Below are 18,614 nucleotides of genomic sequence, written 5' to 3' on the forward strand. Positions count from 1 at the left end.
CATGACACGTGATCTTGCGGCCTTCGTCGCCGGTCTCCCCAAGGCCGAACTGCACCTGCACCTGGAAGGGACACTGGAACCCGAGTTGAAATTCGCGCTCGCCGCACGCAACGGAATTCAACTGGCGGAGAAGAGCGTTGATGAGGTCAAGGCGACGTACAACTTCACCGATCTAACGAGCTTCCTCGCCGTGTACTACCCGGCAATGCAGGTTCTGCAGACGGCCGAGGATTTCTTCGACCTGGCCTGGGCGTATCTGCTACGGGCGAAGCAAAACGGCGTCGTGCATGCCGAGATGTTCTTCGATCCGCAAGCGCACACGAGCCGCGGGGTTTCTTTCGCCGATGTGATCACGGGGTACCGCCGAGCGGTTGTGCGCGCGCAGAGCGAACTGGGCATCTCGGCCGAGCTGATCCTCTGCTTCCTCCGCGACTTCACGGCGGAACATGCCATGTCGACGCTGATGGAGGCGCTGCCCTATCGGCACTGGATCATCGGCGTTGGGCTCGACTCGGACGAGCGCGGCAATCCGCCGGCGAAGTTCGCGGAGGTCTTCGCCCGGGCGAAGAGGGAAGGTTTCCTGACCACGATGCACTGCGACATCGATCAGACCGGATCGATCGATCACATCCGTCAGGTGATTGAGGACATCGGCGCCGACCGAATTGATCACGGAACCAACATCGTCGAAGACCCGGAACTCGTGGCGCTCGCCAAGGGGAAGGGGCTGGGGTTCACGACCTGTCCGCTGTCGAACTCCTTTGTGACGGACCAGATGAAGGCCACCGAAATCGTCGCGCTCTTGCGCGCCGGGGTGCGGGTCATGGTCAACTCGGACGATCCGGCCTACTTCGGCGGATACGTTGCCGACAACTACGTTGCGCTTGCCGAGCAGGCGGGGCTGGATCAGACCGATCTGGTCCGGCTTGCGGCGAACTCCTTTGACGCCGCGTGGCTGACCCCGACGCGGCGAGCAGAGTACCTCGCCGCCATCGACGCGTATGTGTCGGAAGAGGCCGCTGCGGTCCCCGCATGACGCCGGAACAGGCCGCCAGCGCCCGGATTACCTCCGACCCGGAAACGGCTGCCCGGCTCGGCGCGTGCATTCGGTCCCGGAGAAAGGCGTGCGGGCTTACGCTCGCCCGCATGGCCGAACGCGCCGGGCTATCGCACGCCTTTCTTAGCCAGATCGAGCGGGGGATACACCAGCCCAGCCTGAGCTCGCTGCAGCGGATCGCCGTTGCTCTGGAGACCAGCCCGGTCGAACTGGTTGCTGCGGCGGAACCGCCGGTTGCCGATCCGCCTCCGGTTGAACTCTTGCGCGCCGGAGAGGGGGCTGTTCCTGATGGCTTCTCGGTGGGAACGGCACGGCTCCTTGCCCATGCACCGGGCTTCCGGCCCCTGGAAGTCGACGTGACGCGCTCGCCGCGCGGCGAGATGTATCGCCACGCGGAGGGCGAATTCATATACGTCGTTTCCGGAACGCTGCACGTGGAGCTGGACGGAGAGGAACACCGCCTGGATCCCGGTGACTCGGCGTATGTGGCCGGCGGTATTCCTCACCGCTGGTGGATGCTCGATGGGCCGGCCCGCCTTGTCGTGGTGAAGGAAACCCCGGGGTAGCGAGGTCCATACGGAGCCTCCTGTGCGCGGAAGGGGAAAAGGCTACGCTTCTCGCCGAGCTCGCCCGAATCGCTCAGCAACAGGCAGAACGGTCCGGCGGCGGCGAGCGCGAGATCGACGAGAAGGCCGCGGTCGTTCTGCCAGAGAAGACTCCGGCGCAGAGCCGTAAAGTCGCCGCGTTGCACGCCGAAATTGAGCGGACCGCCAGCCGCCACGAGCGGCATCAGCTTGCCCGGCTGCGGCGAAAGGTTGTCGTCACCGATCTGAGCGACGGCATGAGTGAGCTGTAAGCGCTCCTCCCCACGCTCGAGGCGCGGGCCATAAAGGATCGTTTTCAGCTGCTGGCTAACAGTGCACTCTGCCGTTCCTCAGGAGAACAGTGTGGCGATTCCAGTGACACAGCTCAGGACTCCCAACACGACCAACACCCCGGTTGCCAACGCCTGAAGCACCGTCGTTATCCGGGGCCGATTCGCGATCGCCGGGACGTTCGCCACGAGCGCGCCGACAAGAGCAAGCCACCCGAGAAGCATCGCGATGTGGACGGTGGCGACCACTGCATACTCGTAAATCGCTGGTTTTTCTCCTGGGATCACCGAAGGAACGACAATCACGTACAGCGCCAGGGCTTTCACGTTCGTCACGACTGCGATAAAGCTCCACAGGAGGAGTCGGGAGGGACGTGTGGTGCTTCGGGGCGAGCCGCCCTTCTTCCGGGCCCGCCATGACTTGAGGAGGGGCATTGCACCGAAACCGATGAGCAATAGTCCGCCGATAGTCTCGAACCACGCGCGGATCAGCTCGTTGGCCGCGACGAGATTACCCACTCCGCTCAGACCCGCCACAGCCGCAATCAGAGCGATACCGATCGATGTGCCTATCCCGACGCGCAGACCTGCCGTGCGGTCACCGGCTGTAGCGCCGGTGAGGGTAAGAGCAAAGCTCGCCCCCGGTGAGAGAACGAAGGGGAGGAGGAGAATAACCGCGGCGAGGACGGTCATAGATCCTTCGGCGGGAGGTAGTGAAACACCGTCCTGATTCCCTGGCCTTCAATCGAGTGCAGCGCGAACCCAGGCATGGCGTCGAAATCTGCGATGGGGTTCGTCCGGCTGCCGAGACGCATCGTGGACACGATGCCGGGGCTTCCCAGGACAGGCACTCCGGCAAACATCGCTGTGAACGCGGCGTGCACGTGGCCCGTGAAGATCGCGATCACCCCCGACGACTCCTGGACGAGCATCTCCAGGTCCTGCGGGTTTGCGAGTGCGAAGTGCTCATCCACGATGTGATGCCCGATGGGAACCGGCGGGTGGTGCAACATGAGAACCACCGGCCCGGAGGCCGCACGAATCGCGTCGCGAGCGAAGTCAAGCGTGGCCACCGCGAGTAGTCCGTCATCACGACCGTCAATGTGCGAGTCCAGTCCGACGATGGTCGCACCGTCGAGCTGCAGAACGGCGTTCAATTGCGGCGACATTCTCGCCGATGTCAGCGCAGCGGAGAGCGGTTCGGAGAGATCATGATTGCCCGCCCCCACCAGCACCGGCAGATCGGACGGAAGGTGCGCGAAAAAGCTCTCGTACTCTTTCGCCAGCCCGTGGTCCACAAGGTCACCGCTGATAACAAGCGCGTCGACGGTGGGAAGGTCATTGATCTGACGCAGAACGGCCGCGAAGCGTTGCTCCCGGTCACTCGAAAGATCGAGGTGCGGATCGCTGAGATGTGCGATCGTTAACATCAGTGCTCCCTTTCGTCAGAACACGACTGGTGAAGGTACCACACCGCGCGCCAGCGCCCTTCATCCTAGAAGTCTGCTAACGCTCCCAGATGCCAGTCCGAGACGCCGCCAGAAGTCCCCGCCGATACTCGAGTGTCGTGGGCCTTATCGGCGGCCGTCTCAGCCCGACGTGCAGTCAGTCTGCCGAAAACGATCGTCTCGGCACACTTTCTCGTCGCATTCGCCGTGACCGGCGAGATTTTCGTACCGCGCACGCTCGCGCGGCGGCTGCAGCGCAGGCCGACGGCCTCAGAATCGATCGTGATGCGCAGGGGACCCAGACTCGGGGCGGCGAAAACGGCCCCGAGCAGAGCGCCGGCGCTGTCGACAGCATGAGCACTCACGATGCCACGCTCACTGATTTCCGCACAACGGATCAGGGCGCAAGCTGGATCGACGAAGGAACCCTCGCGTCCCCTGAAGGCTCCCGGGCCCTGGGCGGAGAAGAACCGCGCGTACAAGCGATCTTGATCACAGCCTCGATTTCGCACGCGGGGGTCTCACGCGCGACGACAATCTCGCGCACCTCTGCGAATCACAACACGTGATGAAACACCGAGACGGATGGAAGATCCGGCAGCTCGACCACGGGGTGCTGGAGTTTACGTCGCCGTCTGGCACGGTGCGCCGTGATGAGCCCTCCAGTCGGGTGTTCTTCTCGGAGTCATCGGATCGGCCGCCGCGCGGTGTGCGCCGTGAAGAACGCGGTCTCGCCGGGGTTCCGCGCCCGGTGTCGGCACTGGCCCGTGAAATCGAGCGGTGGGAGCTTCGGGCAGTGCGCGAGATTGCGTGGGAGGACGCCGTCGACCCGGCTGAACGCATTTTCGCCGCCGGATGGGACGGTGGTCCTGATGACGACGACGATGCGCGAGGGGACCTCGACATGGCCGGGAACAGTCGGCAGGATCGGGAGGGAAACAGCTGACAGTTGCTCGCAGAAGACAGACGAGAGCAAGTTTCTCGTTGCCACCGCCCGCGGGTTCCACCCGCCACGGGGCCCACTGCCATCATCGAGCAGAACCGCGTGATCGGAACGTACTCGCGGTCGTAGCGGGCAACGCACGACGCACGACGAACCGCACACCGAACGGGGTGTGCTGAGCCGAAAGTTCGGCTGAGCACACCCCGTTCGTGTCTCGCTACCCGCGCGAGCCCGTCATCCGAGCGGGCCGTACAGCTCGGGGGCGGTGCGGGCGGGCTGCGCCTGCTCGAGGGCATAGGCGAGCCCTAGCAGGGTTCCCTCATCGAAGTCGCGTCCGAGGAGTTCCAGGTTCACGCCTGCGCCGTCAATTGTGCCGTCCTCGGCCGTGGCAACGCCCATGGGAACCGTCACCGCGGGCATTCCCGTGTTCGGGCTCAGCCGCATGTTCCACGCGTGTGTTCCATACGGTGTGCCAGACGGATACGCGATCGCGTCGAGCTCGTGTGTGTTCAGCACCTCGTGAAGAAGCGTCTTGCCGGCGGCCAGCTGCAGCGTGTGTGAGCCGTTCTCACCGGCCCACGCCTCGTACTGCTCAGCGGTGATCGCAGCACGCTGCTCGTACGTGCGCTGGCGGCTGGTGACGAAGTGCCCGGTCTCCACGATGTCGTTCAGGCTGCGGGCAGCGACGTCGGGGGAGAGGTGCGCCGCGATGTAGGCGTCGAGATCGTGGCGGAACTCGGCCGTGGAACCGCTCGGCTCGGCAAGCACCGCTCCGAAACCGGCGGGCTCGGCGAGCTCAACAACGGTCGCGCCCTGAGCCTCGAGGGTCTGCACGGTCTCCTGCCACACTCGCTGGTTCGTGGCGTTCTGGGGCAGCATCGACGCGAAGTAGCCGATGCGCGCGCCCTCAAGCGCGTTGGCATCGAGCGACTGTGTGTACGAGTCGGGGACAAGACCGGCCTGTGCGTTCGTCACCTGATCGGCCGGATCGATGCCCGTTGTGGCATCGAGGGCGAGCGCTGCGTCCATCACGGTGCGCGCCATGGGCCCGCCGGTGTCCTGGCTCAGGGCGAGGGGGACGATGCCGTCTCGGCTCGACAGGCCGATCGTCGGGCGGATGCCGACGAGCTGGTTGTAGGAGGACGGCACGCGAATCGATCCGCCCGTGTCGGTTCCGAAGCCGATCCCGGCGAGGTTCGCGGCAATGGCCGCTCCCGTGCCACCGCTCGATCCGCCGGCTGTGCGGGTCGTCACATAGGGGCTGGCGACGAGAAGCGTGTCACCAGCGTCCACGCCAACGGAGAACTCCGAGGAGAAACCGAAGGCGAACTCATCCAGGCTTGCCTTCGCGAGAATGACGGCGCCCGCATCGCGCAGGCCCGACACCATCGCGGCGTCCGACGTCGTGTGATTGTCTTCCCAACACCCGCAGCCTGCCGTTGTGGGCATATCGGCGGTGTTGTAGTTGTCCTTGAGGGCCACGGGAACCCCCAGCAAAGCACTCGTCATGCCTTCCTCTGCACGGATGCGATCCGCTTCCTCTGCCGCTTCGAGCGCGACCTCCGAGGTGGTGATGATCGAGTTCAGGGCGCGGCCGCCGTTGTCATCGATCACGGAACGGTCGTATGCCTCGATGCGGTCCAGGTATGCCTGGGTGAGCTCGACGGACGTTGTGACACCTGCGTTCATCGCCGCCTGCATGCTCAGCGCGGATGCCTCGATGATGTCGAAGTCGCCGTCGTCGTAGACCATTCGCGAGGCGACCTCGGCCAGATCGCTGATGGAGATGACGCCGTCGCCGTCCGTGTCGACCACCGCGAGCTCATCGCCGGCTTCCGGCGTTGATCCCAGCGCATCGGAAACAATCTGCAGCTCCTCAGATGACACGGATCCGTTGCCCGTGAGGTCGAACTCGGTGAAGAACGGCGCGAGGAAGGCCGGAGCGGACCCGGCCGTTTCACTGTCGGCAAGGGCGGGTGTGGTCAGGAACGCGCCGCTGAGAAGAGCGGCGCCCGCGGTCAGGGCGATGGTTCGGCGCTGGCGTGAGGGGGTCATCGAGGTCTTTTCGGGCGCGGAGGAAAGGATCATGCGGTGGCCGCCTTCCGGCGTGCGAGGAGGAGAGCGCCGGCGAGGAGCACGGCCGCTCCGAGGCCGAGGGCCAGGGGCGTGGCCCACATCGCGTCGCCACCCGTGGGGGCGAGGTCATCGGAATCGTCACCCGGTGCCGCAACGGCCGGCGCGCTGTCCGTTGCATCCCCCGGAGCTGGTGTGCTGTCCGGGCTCGGCATCGACGGCTCCTCCGGCGCCGGGCTGGGCGTGGGCGTCGTTGTTTCGGAGGGCTCGGGCTCGCCGGGAATGCCCGGGGCGGGCTGTTCCGTCGGCGAGGGTGACGGGGCCTCCGTTGGCGCGGGCTCGGGGGCCGGTGTGGGGTCAGGGGTTGGCGCCGGCTCAGACGGGGTGGGGCTCGGTGGCGGCGTCACACCGGGAGCGGGCTGCTCCGACGGTGATGGCGAGGGCGGACCGCTCGGGCCCGGTGTCGGTGTCGTCGCCGGAGCGGTGATCTCCACCGCAGCGGAGGCGATCGGGAGCGGGGCAACATCGCCGTCCGCGCCGACCAGCGTTCCCTCGTTCAGCTCGAAGGAGGCGTCGCCGGGCGCGAGGGCGGTGAACGTCAGCGTGGCGAACGCGATGTCACCGGCGAGCGCGGGGGAGGAGCCCAGTCGCGTGGAAACGACGCGCACTTCTGCGCCGTCAATCGAGGCCGCACCGAAGCCGCCCTCCGGGGTGATGGCCGAGCCGTCGACATAGGCGACCCGGTCGGGGTCGAAGGTCACAACAACCTCATGGGCGAAAACCTCCGAGGCGCCCGTGGTCAACACCGTCACGTCGAAGGTCTCGGACGGGGCGACAGTGTGGGGAACGTCGATGTCGACATGAGGTGCCGCGGGCGCGGCAACGGCAACGGGGCCGAATGCGAGGAGGGCAAGGGTGGTGAGGCCCGTGACCGCGGGGACGCCGATACGGCGGCGACGAGAAGGATGTGGCATGTGGAGATCGCCTTTCGAGAGGAAGCGATCTCACGTTCTCAGGATGCTGTTTCTCTCGCGTTACCGACGGGTGTCGACGATGCGGCGATCGTGGGGCAATCGTGAGCGCGGACGGAACGCGCCGCTCGTGGGCGTCACCGCGTTCCCTCGCCGCGATCGTTCAGCGAGCGGGCGCGGGCACTACATCCACACGGGCTCTCCGTCTCCGTAGGGCAGAGGGGGAGCGGGGTAATCAACCGCGACGCCGTCGATGCTGATGGGCACAGGCGCGTAGGTCAGGAGCCCATACGCGCTCTCCATGTCGCGCAGCGTGAGCAAGACGTCCTCCGGAGCGGCGGGAGCTGCGCCGCCGTCGATGAGAAACCGCGCGGTCCTCGCCAGAGACAGGTGCGCCCTGCCGCCGCGACCCGCAAGGGCCAGAGCGGCCGCTGCCATCCCCAGCCCCGTCGCCATGTCCAGCGCCTGAACGGGCAGGGCTCCCGGCCGCCATCCGTCGTCCGTTTCGGTGCCGTAGAGGTGCGAGATTCCCGTCGCCGCCTGCACCACGCTGTCGAATCCGCGTCGTCCCGACCACCCCGGAATCTCGCCCCAGGCGTCGAGCGACACCACCGCGACATGCGGATGACGTTCCGCAATAGCCTCCGGTCCGAATCCCGTTCGTTCGAGGCTGGACAAGCGGTAACCCAAAAAGACGACATCGGCCCTGTCCACAAGCGACCGCACGCGGTCGCCCTCATCGGCGAGATCCACGACGGCCGTTCGTTTCGCGAAACCGGTGTCGAGGTGATGGCTCGTGAGCTCTGGAAGGTGAGGTGGATCGATCCGCAGCACGTCCGCGCCGAGCGCGCCGAGCAGCCGGGACGCTGACGGCCCGGCGATGACGCGGCTGAGATCGAGAACACGCAGTCCGGTCAGAGGAGCCCCATCACCGGGGCGGAAGGCTCGCGCGCTTCCCACCTCGGAGATCTCGATCCAGTCGCCGCTGGCCGAACGCACCTGGCCCGGCTGCCGAACGGCGACCGCGATGGCGCCCGTTTCTTGTGCGGCCTCTTCGATCTGCGCGGACGTCATCAGCCGCATGGCCGCCGCTGCGGACGGACCGTCTTCGACGTCGAGCGCTCGCAGCAGGGCTCGTTCGTGGTGCGGATAGTTCGCGTGTGTGCGCACCCATCCATCGGACGAGGCGAAGAAGCCCGACAGAGGAGCGAACGCGGAAAGGGGCTCCCCGTCCACCCGTAGGTGCGAGAACGAACCGAACCACGCCGCCACCCGCGCGGAATCAAACGAGATCGTGTGCCGCGTCCCCATCAGCCCCGCGAGCACCGAGCCGAAGGCGTGCGTCGCCGAAAGAGCCAGCCCCTCCACATTGAGCGGGCCGCCCCACCACGTGAGAGGGCCGAAGCGGGTGCACACACCCGGAGCGGTGAAAGGTCGAAGGGAGACACCGAGAAGCGGTTGCCGCGAATCACCCATGACGCGGACGATACGCGGATTTGCCGATCAGATGAAGAGCTGTTGCAGAGGCTCAACGACGAAGTAGACCATGAAAAGCGCGCTGACGACCCACATGATCCAGTGGATCTCACGCACCTTCCGGGTTGCCAGCTTCACGATCACAAAGGCGATAAAGCCCGCGCCGATGCCGTCGGCGATCGAGTACGTGAACGGCATGAAGGCGATCGTGAAGAACGCGGGAATGCCCACCTCGGCACGCGACCAGTCGATCTCGGCAACGCGCGACAGCATGAGGAAACCGACGAGAACGAGGGCGGGGGCCGCGGCTTCATAGGGGACGAGGGCGACGAGCGGGGCGAGGAACGTCGCCAACAAGAACGAGACGCCGGTCACGATCGTGGACAGACCTGTGCGGGCGCCGTCGCCGACGCCGGCGGTCGATTCGACGAACGCCGTATTCGACGACACGGAACCCGCGCCGCCCGCGAGTGCGCCAACGGCGTCGAGGATGAGGATCTGCTTCGAACGCGGGGGGTTGTGCTCGGCGTCCAGCAGGTTTGCCTCGGCGCCGACGGCGACCATGGTGCCCATGGTGTCGAAGAAGTCGGCCAGCAGAAGCGTGAAAACGAGCAGGATGACGACGATCACGCTGAGGTTCTGGAAGGAACCGAGCAGGTTGAACTGGCCGATGAGCGAGAAGTCCGGCAGCGCCGCGATTCCCGTGAACTCGGGGGCGGTGTTGAACGAGCCCGGACCCTCGTCGCCGATGTGCAGGGTGTTCTCCAGCGTCACGGCGATCGCCGTCGACACGATGATGGCGATCAGGAGACCGCCCTTGACCTTGTTCACGTGCAGCACAATCGCCAGGACGAGGCCGATGACGAAGACGAGAATCGGCCAAGAGGCGAGGTTGCCGAGGTGCAGCGGCGTCGCCCCGCCCGAACTGACGAAACCGGCGTTCGACAGGCCGATCAGGGTGATAAACATGCCGATGCCGACGCCGATGGCCGTCTTGAGCGATGCCGGGACGGCCTTGAAAACGGCGGTACGGAACCCCGTGAGAACGAGGATGAGAAGGATGATTCCTTCGAGCACAACAACGCCCATGGCGTCGGCCCAGGTCATGCCGGGGAGCGCCGCGATGGAGAACGCGACAACGGCGTTGAGGCCGAGGCCCGCCGCCATGGCCATGGGATAGTTCGCGATCACGCCCATGAGGATCGACAGCACACCCGCAACGAGTGCGGTGGCCGAGGCGATTTTGGACAGGTCGCCGCCCCCGAGCAATTCACCCGTGCCATCGGGAACGGTTCCGATGATCAGCGGGTTCAGCACGATGATGTAGCTCATCGCGAAGAAGGTCACGAGACCACCGCGGATTTCCGCGCTGATCGAGGAGCCGCGTTCAGAGATCGCGAAGAAGCGATCGAGGGCGCCTCGGGGCGCAGTGGTGCTCGTCATTGCACCATGTTTTCAGATGCATCTGAGTGGTTTCGCGGAAGGGGCAGCTCAGCCCTGTTGCGCGAGGCGCCACACACGATCGCGGGCGAAGGGCTGCTCGAAGGGGCGGGTGCCGAGCGCCCGCGCGATGGCATTGCCAATCGCAGGGGCGACGGGGTTGTACGGGCTTTCGCTCATTGACTTCGCGCCGAACGGGCCGAGGTCGTCGTTCGTCCGGGCGAACGACACATGAACATCGGGTATGTCGACGAACTGCGGAACGCGGTACGTCCGAAACGCCGCGTTCACAACGCGGCCCTCGTCGATGTGCACTTGTTCGTAGAGCGCGCCGCCGAGGCCCTGGGCAACCCCGCCTTCGATCTGTCCGCGGCACTGCGCCGGGTTCATCACAACGCCTGCGTCGGCGGCGTGCACCTGGCGCAGAACGCGCACGATTCCGGTTTCCGGGTCCACGGCGAGGCGAACGGCGTGAACGTTGAAGGCCAAGGATCGCTTTTCGCCCCGCTCCGTTCCATCGGCCGTGACATCGTGGTCCGGCGTGTGCCCACCCAGCAGATCGCGTAGGGCGAGGCAGGCGGCGTAGACGGCCTTTCCCGCCACCGTGATCCCGGCCGACGCAAAAGCGCCCGTGTCGTGATCAACGAGATCGGTGTCGGCATGCCGGATCCGCACGCGCGAAACGGGAACGTCGAATGCGCTCGCGACAATCTGACGCTGCACGGTTGTTGTTCCATTGCCGAATTCGGCCGTTCCGGTGGCGACAGTGAACGTTCCGTCGGGGTGGGCCGTCACGGTGGCATGAGCGATATGACCACGCGGCGCCATCGTGGCGATCATCGAAGCAGCCATCCCCTCGCCGATCAGCCAGCCGTCGGGGGCGGGAACGTCATTGGGGCCGGCGAGGTCCTGCTGAGCAAGGTCGAGGCACTGATCGAGACCGTACGATCCCCAGAGCGTTTCTGCGTCGACCTCGCCAGAGGCATGCAAAATGGGGTCCCCATCGCGCACCGCGTTCACTCGGCGCAGGTCGAACGGGTCCATGTCGAGCCGCTGGGCAAGGATGTCCAGCGCCGATTCCACCGCGAGGATCACCTGGCCCAGGCCGTAGCCGCGGAACGCGCCCGACGGGGGGTTGTTGGTGTACACAGCCTCCGCGTCGATGCGCACAGCTGGAATCCGGTACAGCGAAACGGACTCGGCAAGCGCGTGGTACATCACACCTGCGGAGTGGTTGCCGTAGGCCCCCGCGTCGCTCAGGAGATCAATCGCCAGGCCCGTGAGCCGGCCGCTTTCATCGGCCCCGGCGCGCACCGCGATGCGCATGGGGTGGCGATAGGCCGAGCGCACGAACTCATCGGAGCGACTGAACTCGTAGGCGACGGGGCGGCCGGTTGCCAAGACGGCGAGAGCGACGAGGTCCTCGGCGAAGATCTCCTGTTTTCCGCCGAAGCCGCCTCCGACGCGCGGGGCGTACACCCGCACCCGCTCGCGGCTTAGATCGAAGATTCGGGCGATCTCGTCGCGCGTGAGAAACGGCACCTGCGTTGATGACCGGATCACGAGCGTGCCGTCATCCGCCAGATGCCCGATGGCGCCGTGGGTCTCCAGTTGCGCGTGAATCTGCCGGCCGGTCTGCCAGACCTCATCCACGGTCACGGCCGACGCCGCGAGGGCCGCATCGATATCGCCGCGCCCCGTATGCAGATCGGCCACGATGTTTCGGGAAGCGTCCGTGACGCGATCCGCGGGTGTGCGGTCCGGATGCACGAGGACGGCCCCCGGCCGGCGCGCCTCGTCGGGATCGAACACCGCGGGGAGGATCTCATAGTCAACCGCGATGAGCCGGCAGGCCTCCTCTGCGGCCGCCGCGGTCTCGGCCACGACGGCGGCCACACGCTGACCGACGTGACGAACAACGGTGTCGAGCATTCTCGTGTCATCGGCGTCGTCGGTGCGGTGTTCGTGGCGAGCGGAGGAGTACCGCACATCCGGAACGTCACGGTGCGTAAAAACGGCGATCACACCCGGCACGGCTTCTGCTCGATTGGTGCGAATATTCGTGATGCGCGCGTGGGCGTGAGGCGCTCCGAGCACGCGCAGAACAAGAGCGCCCTCCGGCACCTCGTCGAAGGTGAACGGTTCTCGGCCCTGCACGATTCTGCGGGCGGGTTCAGGGATCGTCGATGCCCCGACGCCGTCGCAGTGCGCGGCCGGTGCCGAGCGCGCCCGCGTACCGGTTTCCCGCACGGGCCCCAGGCCCGCGGCGATCGCCTCGCGAATCGGGCGGTAGCCCGTGCACCGGCACAGACTGCCCTTCATGTGGCGATCCAGATCTGGCACGTCGTCTGCCGACAGGGCGGATGCCGTCACGCTCATCCCGGGGGAGCAGAATCCGCACTGGAAACCGAATCCCGCCGCGATCGCCTCTTGAACGGGATGGAGTTCGTCCTCTGGGGCGAGACCTGCAGCCGTTGTGATGGGTGCGCCATCCATGCGAACGGCGGGCACAAGGCACGAGTGCACCGCATCTCCGTCGACGATGACGGCGCATGCCCCGCAGTCGCCCGCGTCGCACCCCTTTTTCACCTCGGTATGGCCCAGTTCGCGCAGCAGGGTGCGCAACACCTGGCCGGGCCGCGGCTGAACGTCGTACGTTTCTCCGTTGACCGCGATCTTCATGCGAGGTCCTTCCGTGCGCGCTCAGCCAGAACGACGCTGATGGCCTGCCGCCAGTCGGCCGAGCCCAGCGGGTCGGTGTACCAGCCGCCAACGGCGCCAACGGCGGTCGCCAGCTGCTCGGCATCTGGGAGCGCCACGAAACGGACGATCCGGGGGGTGGTTGTTGCCGCCGTGACCGCAAAAGTGGCCGCACCGTTATCGTCGAGGCGCCCCGTGACAACGGCGCCCGATCGGCCGAAGTCCGCGAGCGCCTCCTTCTGGAGAACGGTCCGCGATCGCAACGTTCCCGAGGGGATGTCGATGGCCCGCAGAATCTCTCCGGGAGCGAGTGTGTTGGCACCGTTGTCCGCAGGGATGGCGGCGACGGGCACGCGGCGGTTGCTGCCGTCGGGCGACCAGATCTCTGCCTCGGCGTCGAGAGCCACCGCCATCGACACCATTGCCGCCGCCGCATACGACTGAACGATGTTGCCGCCGACTGTGGCCATGTTCCAGATTTTGGCGGAGGCGAGCAGCGCATGAGCCGCGTCCTCGAAGAGCGTCGCCGCGGGGAATATGCTCGCGCGGGAATACTCCACGAGCCGCGCGATCGTGCAGGTGGCGGCAATGCGCAGACCCGTCGATGTTTCTTCGATGTCGGGCCACCCGAGAGATGTCAGGTCGACAAGGCCCGTGACCTCGGGATTCTGTTCGCTGAAGAGCAGGGTCCCTCCCGCGAGCAGCGTTTCGCCCGGCGCGAGAGCGAGGTCGGCGCGTGTGGAGGCTCGGCGATACGACGTCACCGTGTCGAGGTCCATGAGCAGGCTCCCTGTTATCGCCGCGGGGCGGACAGCGGTCGGGTGGTGGGGGCGGCGTCCGGCGAACAGGCGGCCGCGCGCGGAGGCAGGTCGCGATGGATGGGACCATCCATGGCGCGCAGCGGAGAACCGGTGCCGCCGTACCGGGCGGCGAGGATTTCGGCGATCACCGACACCGCCACCACATCGGGTGACGATCCGCCGAGGTCGAGCCCGAGCGGTGAGTGAATCCGTGCGATGTCATCGGCGGAGACGCTGTGTTCGTCACGGAGCAACTCTTCTCGGCGCGCAACCGTGCGGCGGGCACCGAGCGCTCCCACGAACCCCACGGGGAGACGGAGCGCTTCCGCGAGCGCCGGAACATCGAGTCGCGTGTCGTGGGTGAGTACGAGAACCGCCGTCCTGGCGTCGATATCACGCAGCCGCGGGAGCACGTTGTGCGGCATGTCGACGATCAGCTGATCGGCGCCGGGGAAGCGCTCAGCGGTGACGAGAATCTCCCATGGGTCGCAGACCGTCACGGCGAACCCGGCAGAGGTCGCGACGCGGCTGATGGCGGCGGCATGCTCGGTCGCGCCGCACAGAACGATGCGTGGCCGTGGCGCGCGGCTGATGGCCAGAACGCGACGATGAGTCGGTCCGGAAAACGTGACGAGGCGCGTCTCGCGCAGGAGGGCCGCCTCGTCGAGGTCTGCGCCGCTGACGAGCCCGCCCGTATCCAGGTCGATTCCGATCGTGGTCGGTAGATCGTTCGCGGCGCGCTCCAAGGCGGCGCGCATATCGGGCGTGACGGCGTAGGCAACGACCTCCACCTGGCCGCCGCACGCCAGGCCGGCGGCGTGAGCGGTTTCGTCGTCGAAGCCGAAGCGCGCGGTGCGGGAGACTCCATCGGCGAGAACCTGGTGGGCGAGGGCCACGGCGTCGCCCTCGACGCATCCGCCCGACAGCGAACCGATCACCTCGGTGGTACCCGTGACGGCCATCGAGGCACCGATGCCGCGCGGAGCGCTTCGGGCGACGGAGGTCACGGTCACCACAACGATCCGGTGTCCCGCCGTCAGGCGCGGGAGGAGGTGATCGGCGAGGTCGAGCATGGCCTCAATCTACGCATCTCACATTGCGGCCACATTGCATGCGGGATATTGCATTGCCGGTACGTTCGGTTCATGCGGATCGTCGGACTGGTGCTGGCAGGGGGCGCTGGTACGCGCTACGGGATGCCAAAGTCGCTCGCGCGAACAGCGGACGGAACGCCCTGGTTGCATCGTGCGGTGGCCGCGCTACGAGACGGCGGGTGTTCCGAGGTGATCGTCGTGCTCGGAGCACGCGCGACCGATGCGGGAGCCCTCGTTCCGCATGGCGCGAAGGTCGAGGTAGCGGGTGCGTGGGCGGACGGCCTTTCCGCAACGATCCGCGCGGGGCTCGTTGCGGCTGGGTCGGCGGACGCTGTTGTGATCGTGCCCGTTGACACCCCGCACCTTCCCGCCCGGGCGGTGCGGCGCGTGATCGGCGAGGATCGTCAGATGGATGACGCCGGCACTCTCGCCGGGCTCCGCGGCTCCCTTCGCCAGGCCGTGTATCACGGTCAGCCCGGACACCCCGTTCTGATCGGTGCCGATCACCTGCCGGGAGTTCTGGAGAGTCTCAGCGGGGATCGCGGAGCGGGGCCTTATCTCCGCTCTCGCGGCGCCGCGCAGGTGGAGTGCGCCGATCTCTGGAACGGCGAAGACATCGACGCCGCCCCGCGGTGAGCGGCGGCTGTGACGGTCACGCGCCGATCACCACGTTGACGGGTGATTCGCCGCGAGCGATGCGCTCGGCCTGGCGGGCGACCAGTCGTGCGATCCGTGGCCGCATCGCGGCGGACAGACCGCCGACGTGCGGTGTGATGAACACGTTCTCTTGCTGCCACAGCGGGTGATCGGCGGGAAGCGGTTCGGGATCGAAAACGTCACTCGCCATCCGGATCCGGCCGCGCGAGAGATGGCCGACGAGCGCGTCCGTGTCGAATGTCGTGCCACGCCCGACGTTGACGACGAGCGCGCCGTCCGGAAGCGCCGAGAGGGCGGCGTCATCGATGAGGTGTCGGGTGGCGGGGCCGCCCGGAAGCACATTGACGAGGATGTCGGCCGTTCCGAGCAGCGCCGTGAGCTCATCAATACCGTGCACGTGGACACCGTCCTCGTCGCGGGGGCGTGAGGCAACGGGAACGATGTCGACTTCGAACGGGGCCAGGCGCGCGGCGATCGCCTTGCCGACGCCGCCGTAGCCGAGCAGAACGACACGGCGGTCAGCCAGCCCCGGCGTCCAGAAGCTGTTCCACTCGCCGCGATCCTGTGCGCGCACGATGTCGACGAGTCCGCGCTGTGCGGCGAGGAGCAGAGCGAGGGTCAGCTCGGCCGTTGCCGTTTCGTGCACACTCGCGGCGTTGGCGTACACGAGGCCGTCCGGCAGAACGTTCGCAACGCCGTCGTAGCCGATTGCCTGTCCCTGCACCAGGGAGGGGTGAACATCGGCGATCGCCCTGAGCATCGCCCCCTGTTTCATGTATGGCGGAACAACGACGTCGATGCGTTCGCGCGGAGCGTCACCGTCCGCCCACACCACAACATCGATACCCAGCGACGGATCAATGATGGCCTGGACGTCGTCGGCGAGCTGCTGTGTGGGCACGGAAAGCACGATCGAAGTGGTCACGGCGCCACGATACTCGCCTTCACCTGTCGGTGAAGTCTCGCCGCAACGCGCAACGGCAGCCGCCCGGAAAACCGGGCGGCTGCCGTTGCGCGTTGCGGCGTTAGGCCGCGATGTGCGTGATCGCGGCGATCGCGCTGGTGAAGAACGGAACGCCGTCGGTTCCGGAACGCATTGCCGTCGCCGTGTCGGGACCGAAGCCGGGCTCGATCGCGTGCTCGGGGTGCGGCATCAGGCCAACCACATTGCCGTGTTCGTTGGTGATGCCGGCGATGTCGTTCAGCGAACCGTTGGGGTTCACACCCTGGTAGCGGAAGGCCACCTGTCCCTCGCCCTCCAGGCGCTCGAGCGTATCGGCGGAGGCAATGAAGCCGCCGTCGGCGTTCTTCAGCGGGATGATGATTTCCTGGCCGCGCGAGAACTCGCTGGTCCATGCCGTGTCGTTGTTCTCGACCGTGAGCTTCTGGTCGCGGCGGATGAACTGCTGGTGCGCGTTACGGATGAGGCCGCCCGGAAGCAGGTGTGCCTCCACGAGCATCTGGAATCCGTTGCAGATACCGAGAACCGGCATCCCCTTCGCAGCGGCGTCTTTGACCTCTGCCATGATCGGGGCAAGAGCGGCGATGGCGCCGGCTCGCAGGTAGTCACCGTACGAGAATCCACCGGGCAGGATGACGGCGTCGACGCCCTGGAGATCGTGTGATCCGTGCCACAGGGCGACGGCCTCGCCGCCGGCAACCTGAACCGCGCGCTGAGCGTCGCGGTCGTCGAGGGAGCCGGGGAAGGTGATGACGCCGATGCGGGCGGTCACTCGACCACCTCGATGCCAACGACGTCCTCGATGACCTGGTTGGACAGCACCTCGTCGGCGATCTGCTTCGCCTCGGCGAGGATCTCGTCCGTGACCTCACCGTCGACCGTGAGCTCGATGCGCTTGCCGATGCGCACGTTCTGGAACTTTCCGTGGCCGAGGCGCGCGAGCGATCCTGTCACAGCCTTGCCCTGCGGGTCCAGCAGCTCGGCCTTGGGCATAACGTCAACGACGATGGTGGGCATATGTGAGCTCCGAATGTCGCGGGCAGGGGTACCCCTCGATCTTAGGGCACGGCGATGACGTCGCCCGTTCTCCGTGGTTCAGCTCTCGTGAAGCATGCGCAGGCGGCTGGCGAGGCGTGGCGCATCTGGCCGCGCACCGGCCGAGGCGATGAAATCGTCGCGGCGGACCAGGCTCGTGAAGGTGGTGGCGATATCCGCGTCAACGAGAATGTCGACGGCGGTGAGAAAACGCTGCTGGGCTCCGGGTGGGACGGTGTCGAACCGCGGAATGTCGAGGATGTTCCAGCGGCGAAATCGCTGGGCCCAGGCGAGGAATTCGATCGTTGACGTCGCCTGTTCGCACAGCTCGGAAAACGTCAGCCAGATCTCATCCCCCGCTGTTGCCGTCACGGTGAACGTCCGCTCGCCGACATCGACCCTCGCGCCGCTCTCGGCGGTACCGCGCGGGGGGAGCTGCGGGCGTGACCTCGTCCAGATTCCGGAGCCGAAACCGGTGGTCCCTGGCTGGCGGTAGTCGCGCCCGCCGTCGAGGTGAAAAACGGTCATCTGGTGCTCGATCATCCGGATTCCCGGCAGTGCGATGTGGTGCCACACGGGGTCGGGGAGCAGGAGACCCGGCGGATAGTTCGACGTGGCAATCAACCGGATGCCGTGCGCCAGGACGAACTCGAGAAGGCGCGTGAGGAGGCGGGCATCGCCGGGATCGTGCAAGTGAAACTCGTCAAAAGCGAGAACGCGTGCCTCGCCGATGACATCGGCGAGGGCGGCCTCGACGGGATCGGGCGGGCCGTTTGCCGGGTCCTCGTTCGTCGATCCTGCCGCGAGCCGCTGTTCTCGGATCGCGGTCTGTCGCGCGAAGACGGCGCGGTGCAGGGTGGCGAGGAAGGCGTGGAAGTGAACGCGAAGCGGTGCCTGCGCTGTGTGACGGAGGTGGGCGTCGACGATGTGCGTTTTGCCGCGTCCTGCGGGGCCGTGCACGTAGATGCTGTCGCCCTGGCCGAGCGCGGCGACGAGGGCGCGCTGGCGATCGTCTCGCTCGATCACCGATTCATTCTTCCAGGCGGCGCGTTGGTCACGGAACGGTCACGGAGTTTGACAGCGTG

At 66.6% G+C, this 18,614-nt stretch carries 17 protein-coding genes; 4 read left to right on the forward strand and 13 right to left on the reverse strand.

Translation table 11 applies throughout. The annotated features are described in order from the left end of the window. Window position 1: 1 nt before the first annotated feature. Both add and G6N81_RS09975 read left to right on the forward strand, forming a co-directional pair. Window positions 2-1,036: an adenosine deaminase gene (gene add / locus G6N81_RS09970; protein WP_165136318.1), complete on the forward strand. Its 1,035-nt coding sequence runs from the start codon at window positions 2-4 to the stop codon at window positions 1,034-1,036. Window positions 1,037-1,146: 110 nt separating this feature from the next. Further along, window positions 1,147-1,623 (forward strand): helix-turn-helix domain-containing protein, encoded by a 477-nt coding sequence (locus G6N81_RS09975; RefSeq protein WP_241244948.1) that lies wholly within the window; start codon window positions 1,147-1,149, stop codon window positions 1,621-1,623. Between the two features lie 368 nt (window positions 1,624-1,991). Here G6N81_RS09975 and G6N81_RS09980 read toward each other — a convergent pair whose 3' ends face one another. After that, a complete protein-coding gene (locus tag G6N81_RS09980) occupies window positions 1,992-2,624 on the reverse strand; it encodes a LysE family translocator (RefSeq protein ID WP_165136324.1) in 633 nt (210 codons plus the stop codon). Beyond that, window positions 2,621-3,361 carry a metallophosphoesterase family protein gene (locus G6N81_RS09985; RefSeq protein ID WP_165136327.1) on the reverse strand — a complete coding sequence of 247 codons (741 nt, stop codon included), beginning with the start codon at window positions 3,359-3,361 and terminating at the stop codon, window positions 2,621-2,623. The genes G6N81_RS09980 and G6N81_RS09985 overlap by 4 nt, the downstream gene beginning before the upstream one ends. A 583-nt stretch (window positions 3,362-3,944) precedes the next feature. Between G6N81_RS09985 and G6N81_RS09990 the strand changes: the two genes are divergently transcribed. Further along, complete coding sequence (locus G6N81_RS09990) at window positions 3,945-4,325, forward strand: hypothetical protein (RefSeq protein ID WP_165136330.1); 381 nt, start codon at window positions 3,945-3,947, stop codon at window positions 4,323-4,325. A gap of 231 nt (window positions 4,326-4,556) precedes the next feature. Here the strand turns inward: G6N81_RS09990 and G6N81_RS09995 are convergent, their stop codons facing one another. The 7 genes from G6N81_RS09995 to G6N81_RS10025 form a co-directional block, all read right to left on the reverse strand. Beyond that, entirely contained in the window at window positions 4,557-6,410 is a 1,854-nt protein-coding gene (locus tag G6N81_RS09995; protein ID WP_241244949.1) for an amidase family protein, read from the reverse strand. Next, window positions 6,407-7,369 (reverse strand): cohesin domain-containing protein, encoded by a 963-nt coding sequence (locus G6N81_RS10000; protein ID WP_165136333.1) that lies wholly within the window; start codon window positions 7,367-7,369, stop codon window positions 6,407-6,409. Before G6N81_RS10000 ends, G6N81_RS09995 begins: the two co-directional genes overlap by 4 nt. Before the next feature lie 180 nt (window positions 7,370-7,549). Beyond that, a complete protein-coding gene (locus tag G6N81_RS10005) occupies window positions 7,550-8,842 on the reverse strand; it encodes a CoA transferase (RefSeq protein WP_165136336.1) in 1,293 nt (430 codons plus the stop codon). A gap of 27 nt (window positions 8,843-8,869) precedes the next feature. Next, on the reverse strand, window positions 8,870-10,285 hold the full coding sequence (locus G6N81_RS10010; RefSeq protein WP_165136339.1) for an NCS2 family permease: 1,416 nt from the start codon (window positions 10,283-10,285) through the stop codon (window positions 8,870-8,872). A gap of 48 nt (window positions 10,286-10,333) precedes the next feature. Further along, window positions 10,334-12,964 carry a molybdopterin-dependent oxidoreductase gene (locus G6N81_RS10015; RefSeq protein WP_165136342.1) on the reverse strand — a complete coding sequence of 877 codons (2,631 nt, stop codon included), beginning with the start codon at window positions 12,962-12,964 and terminating at the stop codon, window positions 10,334-10,336. Then, the gene (locus tag G6N81_RS10020; protein ID WP_165136345.1) at window positions 12,961-13,761 is read right to left on the reverse strand and encodes an FAD binding domain-containing protein; all 801 of its coding nucleotides are present in this window, start codon (window positions 13,759-13,761) and stop codon (window positions 12,961-12,963) included. Before G6N81_RS10020 ends, G6N81_RS10015 begins: the two co-directional genes overlap by 4 nt. Window positions 13,762-13,775: 14 nt before the next feature. Further along, a complete protein-coding gene (locus G6N81_RS10025; RefSeq protein ID WP_165136348.1) occupies window positions 13,776-14,855 on the reverse strand; it encodes an XdhC family protein in 1,080 nt (359 codons plus the stop codon). Between the two features lie 72 nt (window positions 14,856-14,927). Here G6N81_RS10025 and G6N81_RS10030 point away from each other — a divergent pair, with 72 nt between their 5' ends. Then, window positions 14,928-15,512 carry a nucleotidyltransferase family protein gene (locus G6N81_RS10030; protein WP_165136351.1) on the forward strand — a complete coding sequence of 195 codons (585 nt, stop codon included), beginning with the start codon at window positions 14,928-14,930 and terminating at the stop codon, window positions 15,510-15,512. A gap of 16 nt (window positions 15,513-15,528) precedes the next feature. Here the strand turns inward: G6N81_RS10030 and G6N81_RS10035 are convergent, their stop codons facing one another. From G6N81_RS10035 to zapE, 4 genes are all read right to left on the reverse strand, one after another. Further along, window positions 15,529-16,458 carry an NAD(P)-dependent oxidoreductase gene (locus G6N81_RS10035; RefSeq protein WP_165136354.1) on the reverse strand — a complete coding sequence of 310 codons (930 nt, stop codon included), beginning with the start codon at window positions 16,456-16,458 and terminating at the stop codon, window positions 15,529-15,531. Window positions 16,459-16,558: 100 nt separating this feature from the next. Further along, window positions 16,559-17,266: a phosphoribosylformylglycinamidine synthase subunit PurQ gene (purQ, locus tag G6N81_RS10040; protein ID WP_165136357.1), complete on the reverse strand. Its 708-nt coding sequence runs from the start codon at window positions 17,264-17,266 to the stop codon at window positions 16,559-16,561. Then, window positions 17,263-17,511, reverse strand: a complete 249-nt coding sequence (gene purS, locus G6N81_RS10045; RefSeq protein ID WP_165136360.1) for a phosphoribosylformylglycinamidine synthase subunit PurS — start codon at window positions 17,509-17,511, stop codon at window positions 17,263-17,265. The genes purQ and purS overlap by 4 nt, the downstream gene beginning before the upstream one ends. A gap of 78 nt (window positions 17,512-17,589) precedes the next feature. Further along, complete coding sequence (zapE, locus tag G6N81_RS10050) at window positions 17,590-18,555, reverse strand: AFG1/ZapE family ATPase (RefSeq protein ID WP_165136363.1); 966 nt, start codon at window positions 18,553-18,555, stop codon at window positions 17,590-17,592. Window positions 18,556-18,614: the final 59 nt, after the last annotated feature.

It is taken from the genome of Microbacterium amylolyticum, assembly GCF_011046975.1.
In the GTDB taxonomy this organism is placed as follows: Bacteria; Actinomycetota; Actinomycetes; order Actinomycetales; family Microbacteriaceae; genus Microbacterium; species Microbacterium amylolyticum.

Excerpts from the sequence above, each read along its gene's own strand:
- G6N81_RS09975 (WP_241244948.1), top strand. The coding sequence starts at position 1,147 with ATGGCCGAACGCGCCGGGCTATCGCACGCCTTTCTTAGCCAGATCGAG.
- G6N81_RS10000 (WP_165136333.1), bottom strand. The coding sequence starts at position 7,369 with ATGCCACATCCTTCTCGTCGCCGCCGTATCGGCGTCCCCGCGGTCACG.
- G6N81_RS10010 (WP_165136339.1), bottom strand. The coding sequence starts at position 10,285 with ATGACGAGCACCACTGCGCCCCGAGGCGCCCTCGATCGCTTCTTCGCG.
- add (WP_165136318.1), top strand. The coding sequence starts at position 2 with ATGACACGTGATCTTGCGGCCTTCGTCGCCGGTCTCCCCAAGGCCGAA.
- G6N81_RS10005 (WP_165136336.1), bottom strand. The coding sequence starts at position 8,842 with ATGGGTGATTCGCGGCAACCGCTTCTCGGTGTCTCCCTTCGACCTTTC.
- G6N81_RS10025 (WP_165136348.1), bottom strand. The coding sequence starts at position 14,855 with ATGCTCGACCTCGCCGATCACCTCCTCCCGCGCCTGACGGCGGGACAC.
- G6N81_RS09985 (WP_165136327.1), bottom strand. The coding sequence starts at position 3,361 with ATGTTAACGATCGCACATCTCAGCGATCCGCACCTCGATCTTTCGAGT.
- G6N81_RS10030 (WP_165136351.1), top strand. The coding sequence starts at position 14,928 with ATGCGGATCGTCGGACTGGTGCTGGCAGGGGGCGCTGGTACGCGCTAC.
- G6N81_RS10015 (WP_165136342.1), bottom strand. The coding sequence starts at position 12,964 with ATGAAGATCGCGGTCAACGGAGAAACGTACGACGTTCAGCCGCGGCCC.
- G6N81_RS09995 (WP_241244949.1), bottom strand. The coding sequence starts at position 6,410 with ATGATCCTTTCCTCCGCGCCCGAAAAGACCTCGATGACCCCCTCACGC.
- purS (WP_165136360.1), bottom strand. The coding sequence starts at position 17,511 with ATGCCCACCATCGTCGTTGACGTTATGCCCAAGGCCGAGCTGCTGGAC.
- G6N81_RS10020 (WP_165136345.1), bottom strand. The coding sequence starts at position 13,761 with ATGGACCTCGACACGGTGACGTCGTATCGCCGAGCCTCCACACGCGCC.
- G6N81_RS09980 (WP_165136324.1), bottom strand. The coding sequence starts at position 2,624 with ATGACCGTCCTCGCCGCGGTTATTCTCCTCCTCCCCTTCGTTCTCTCA.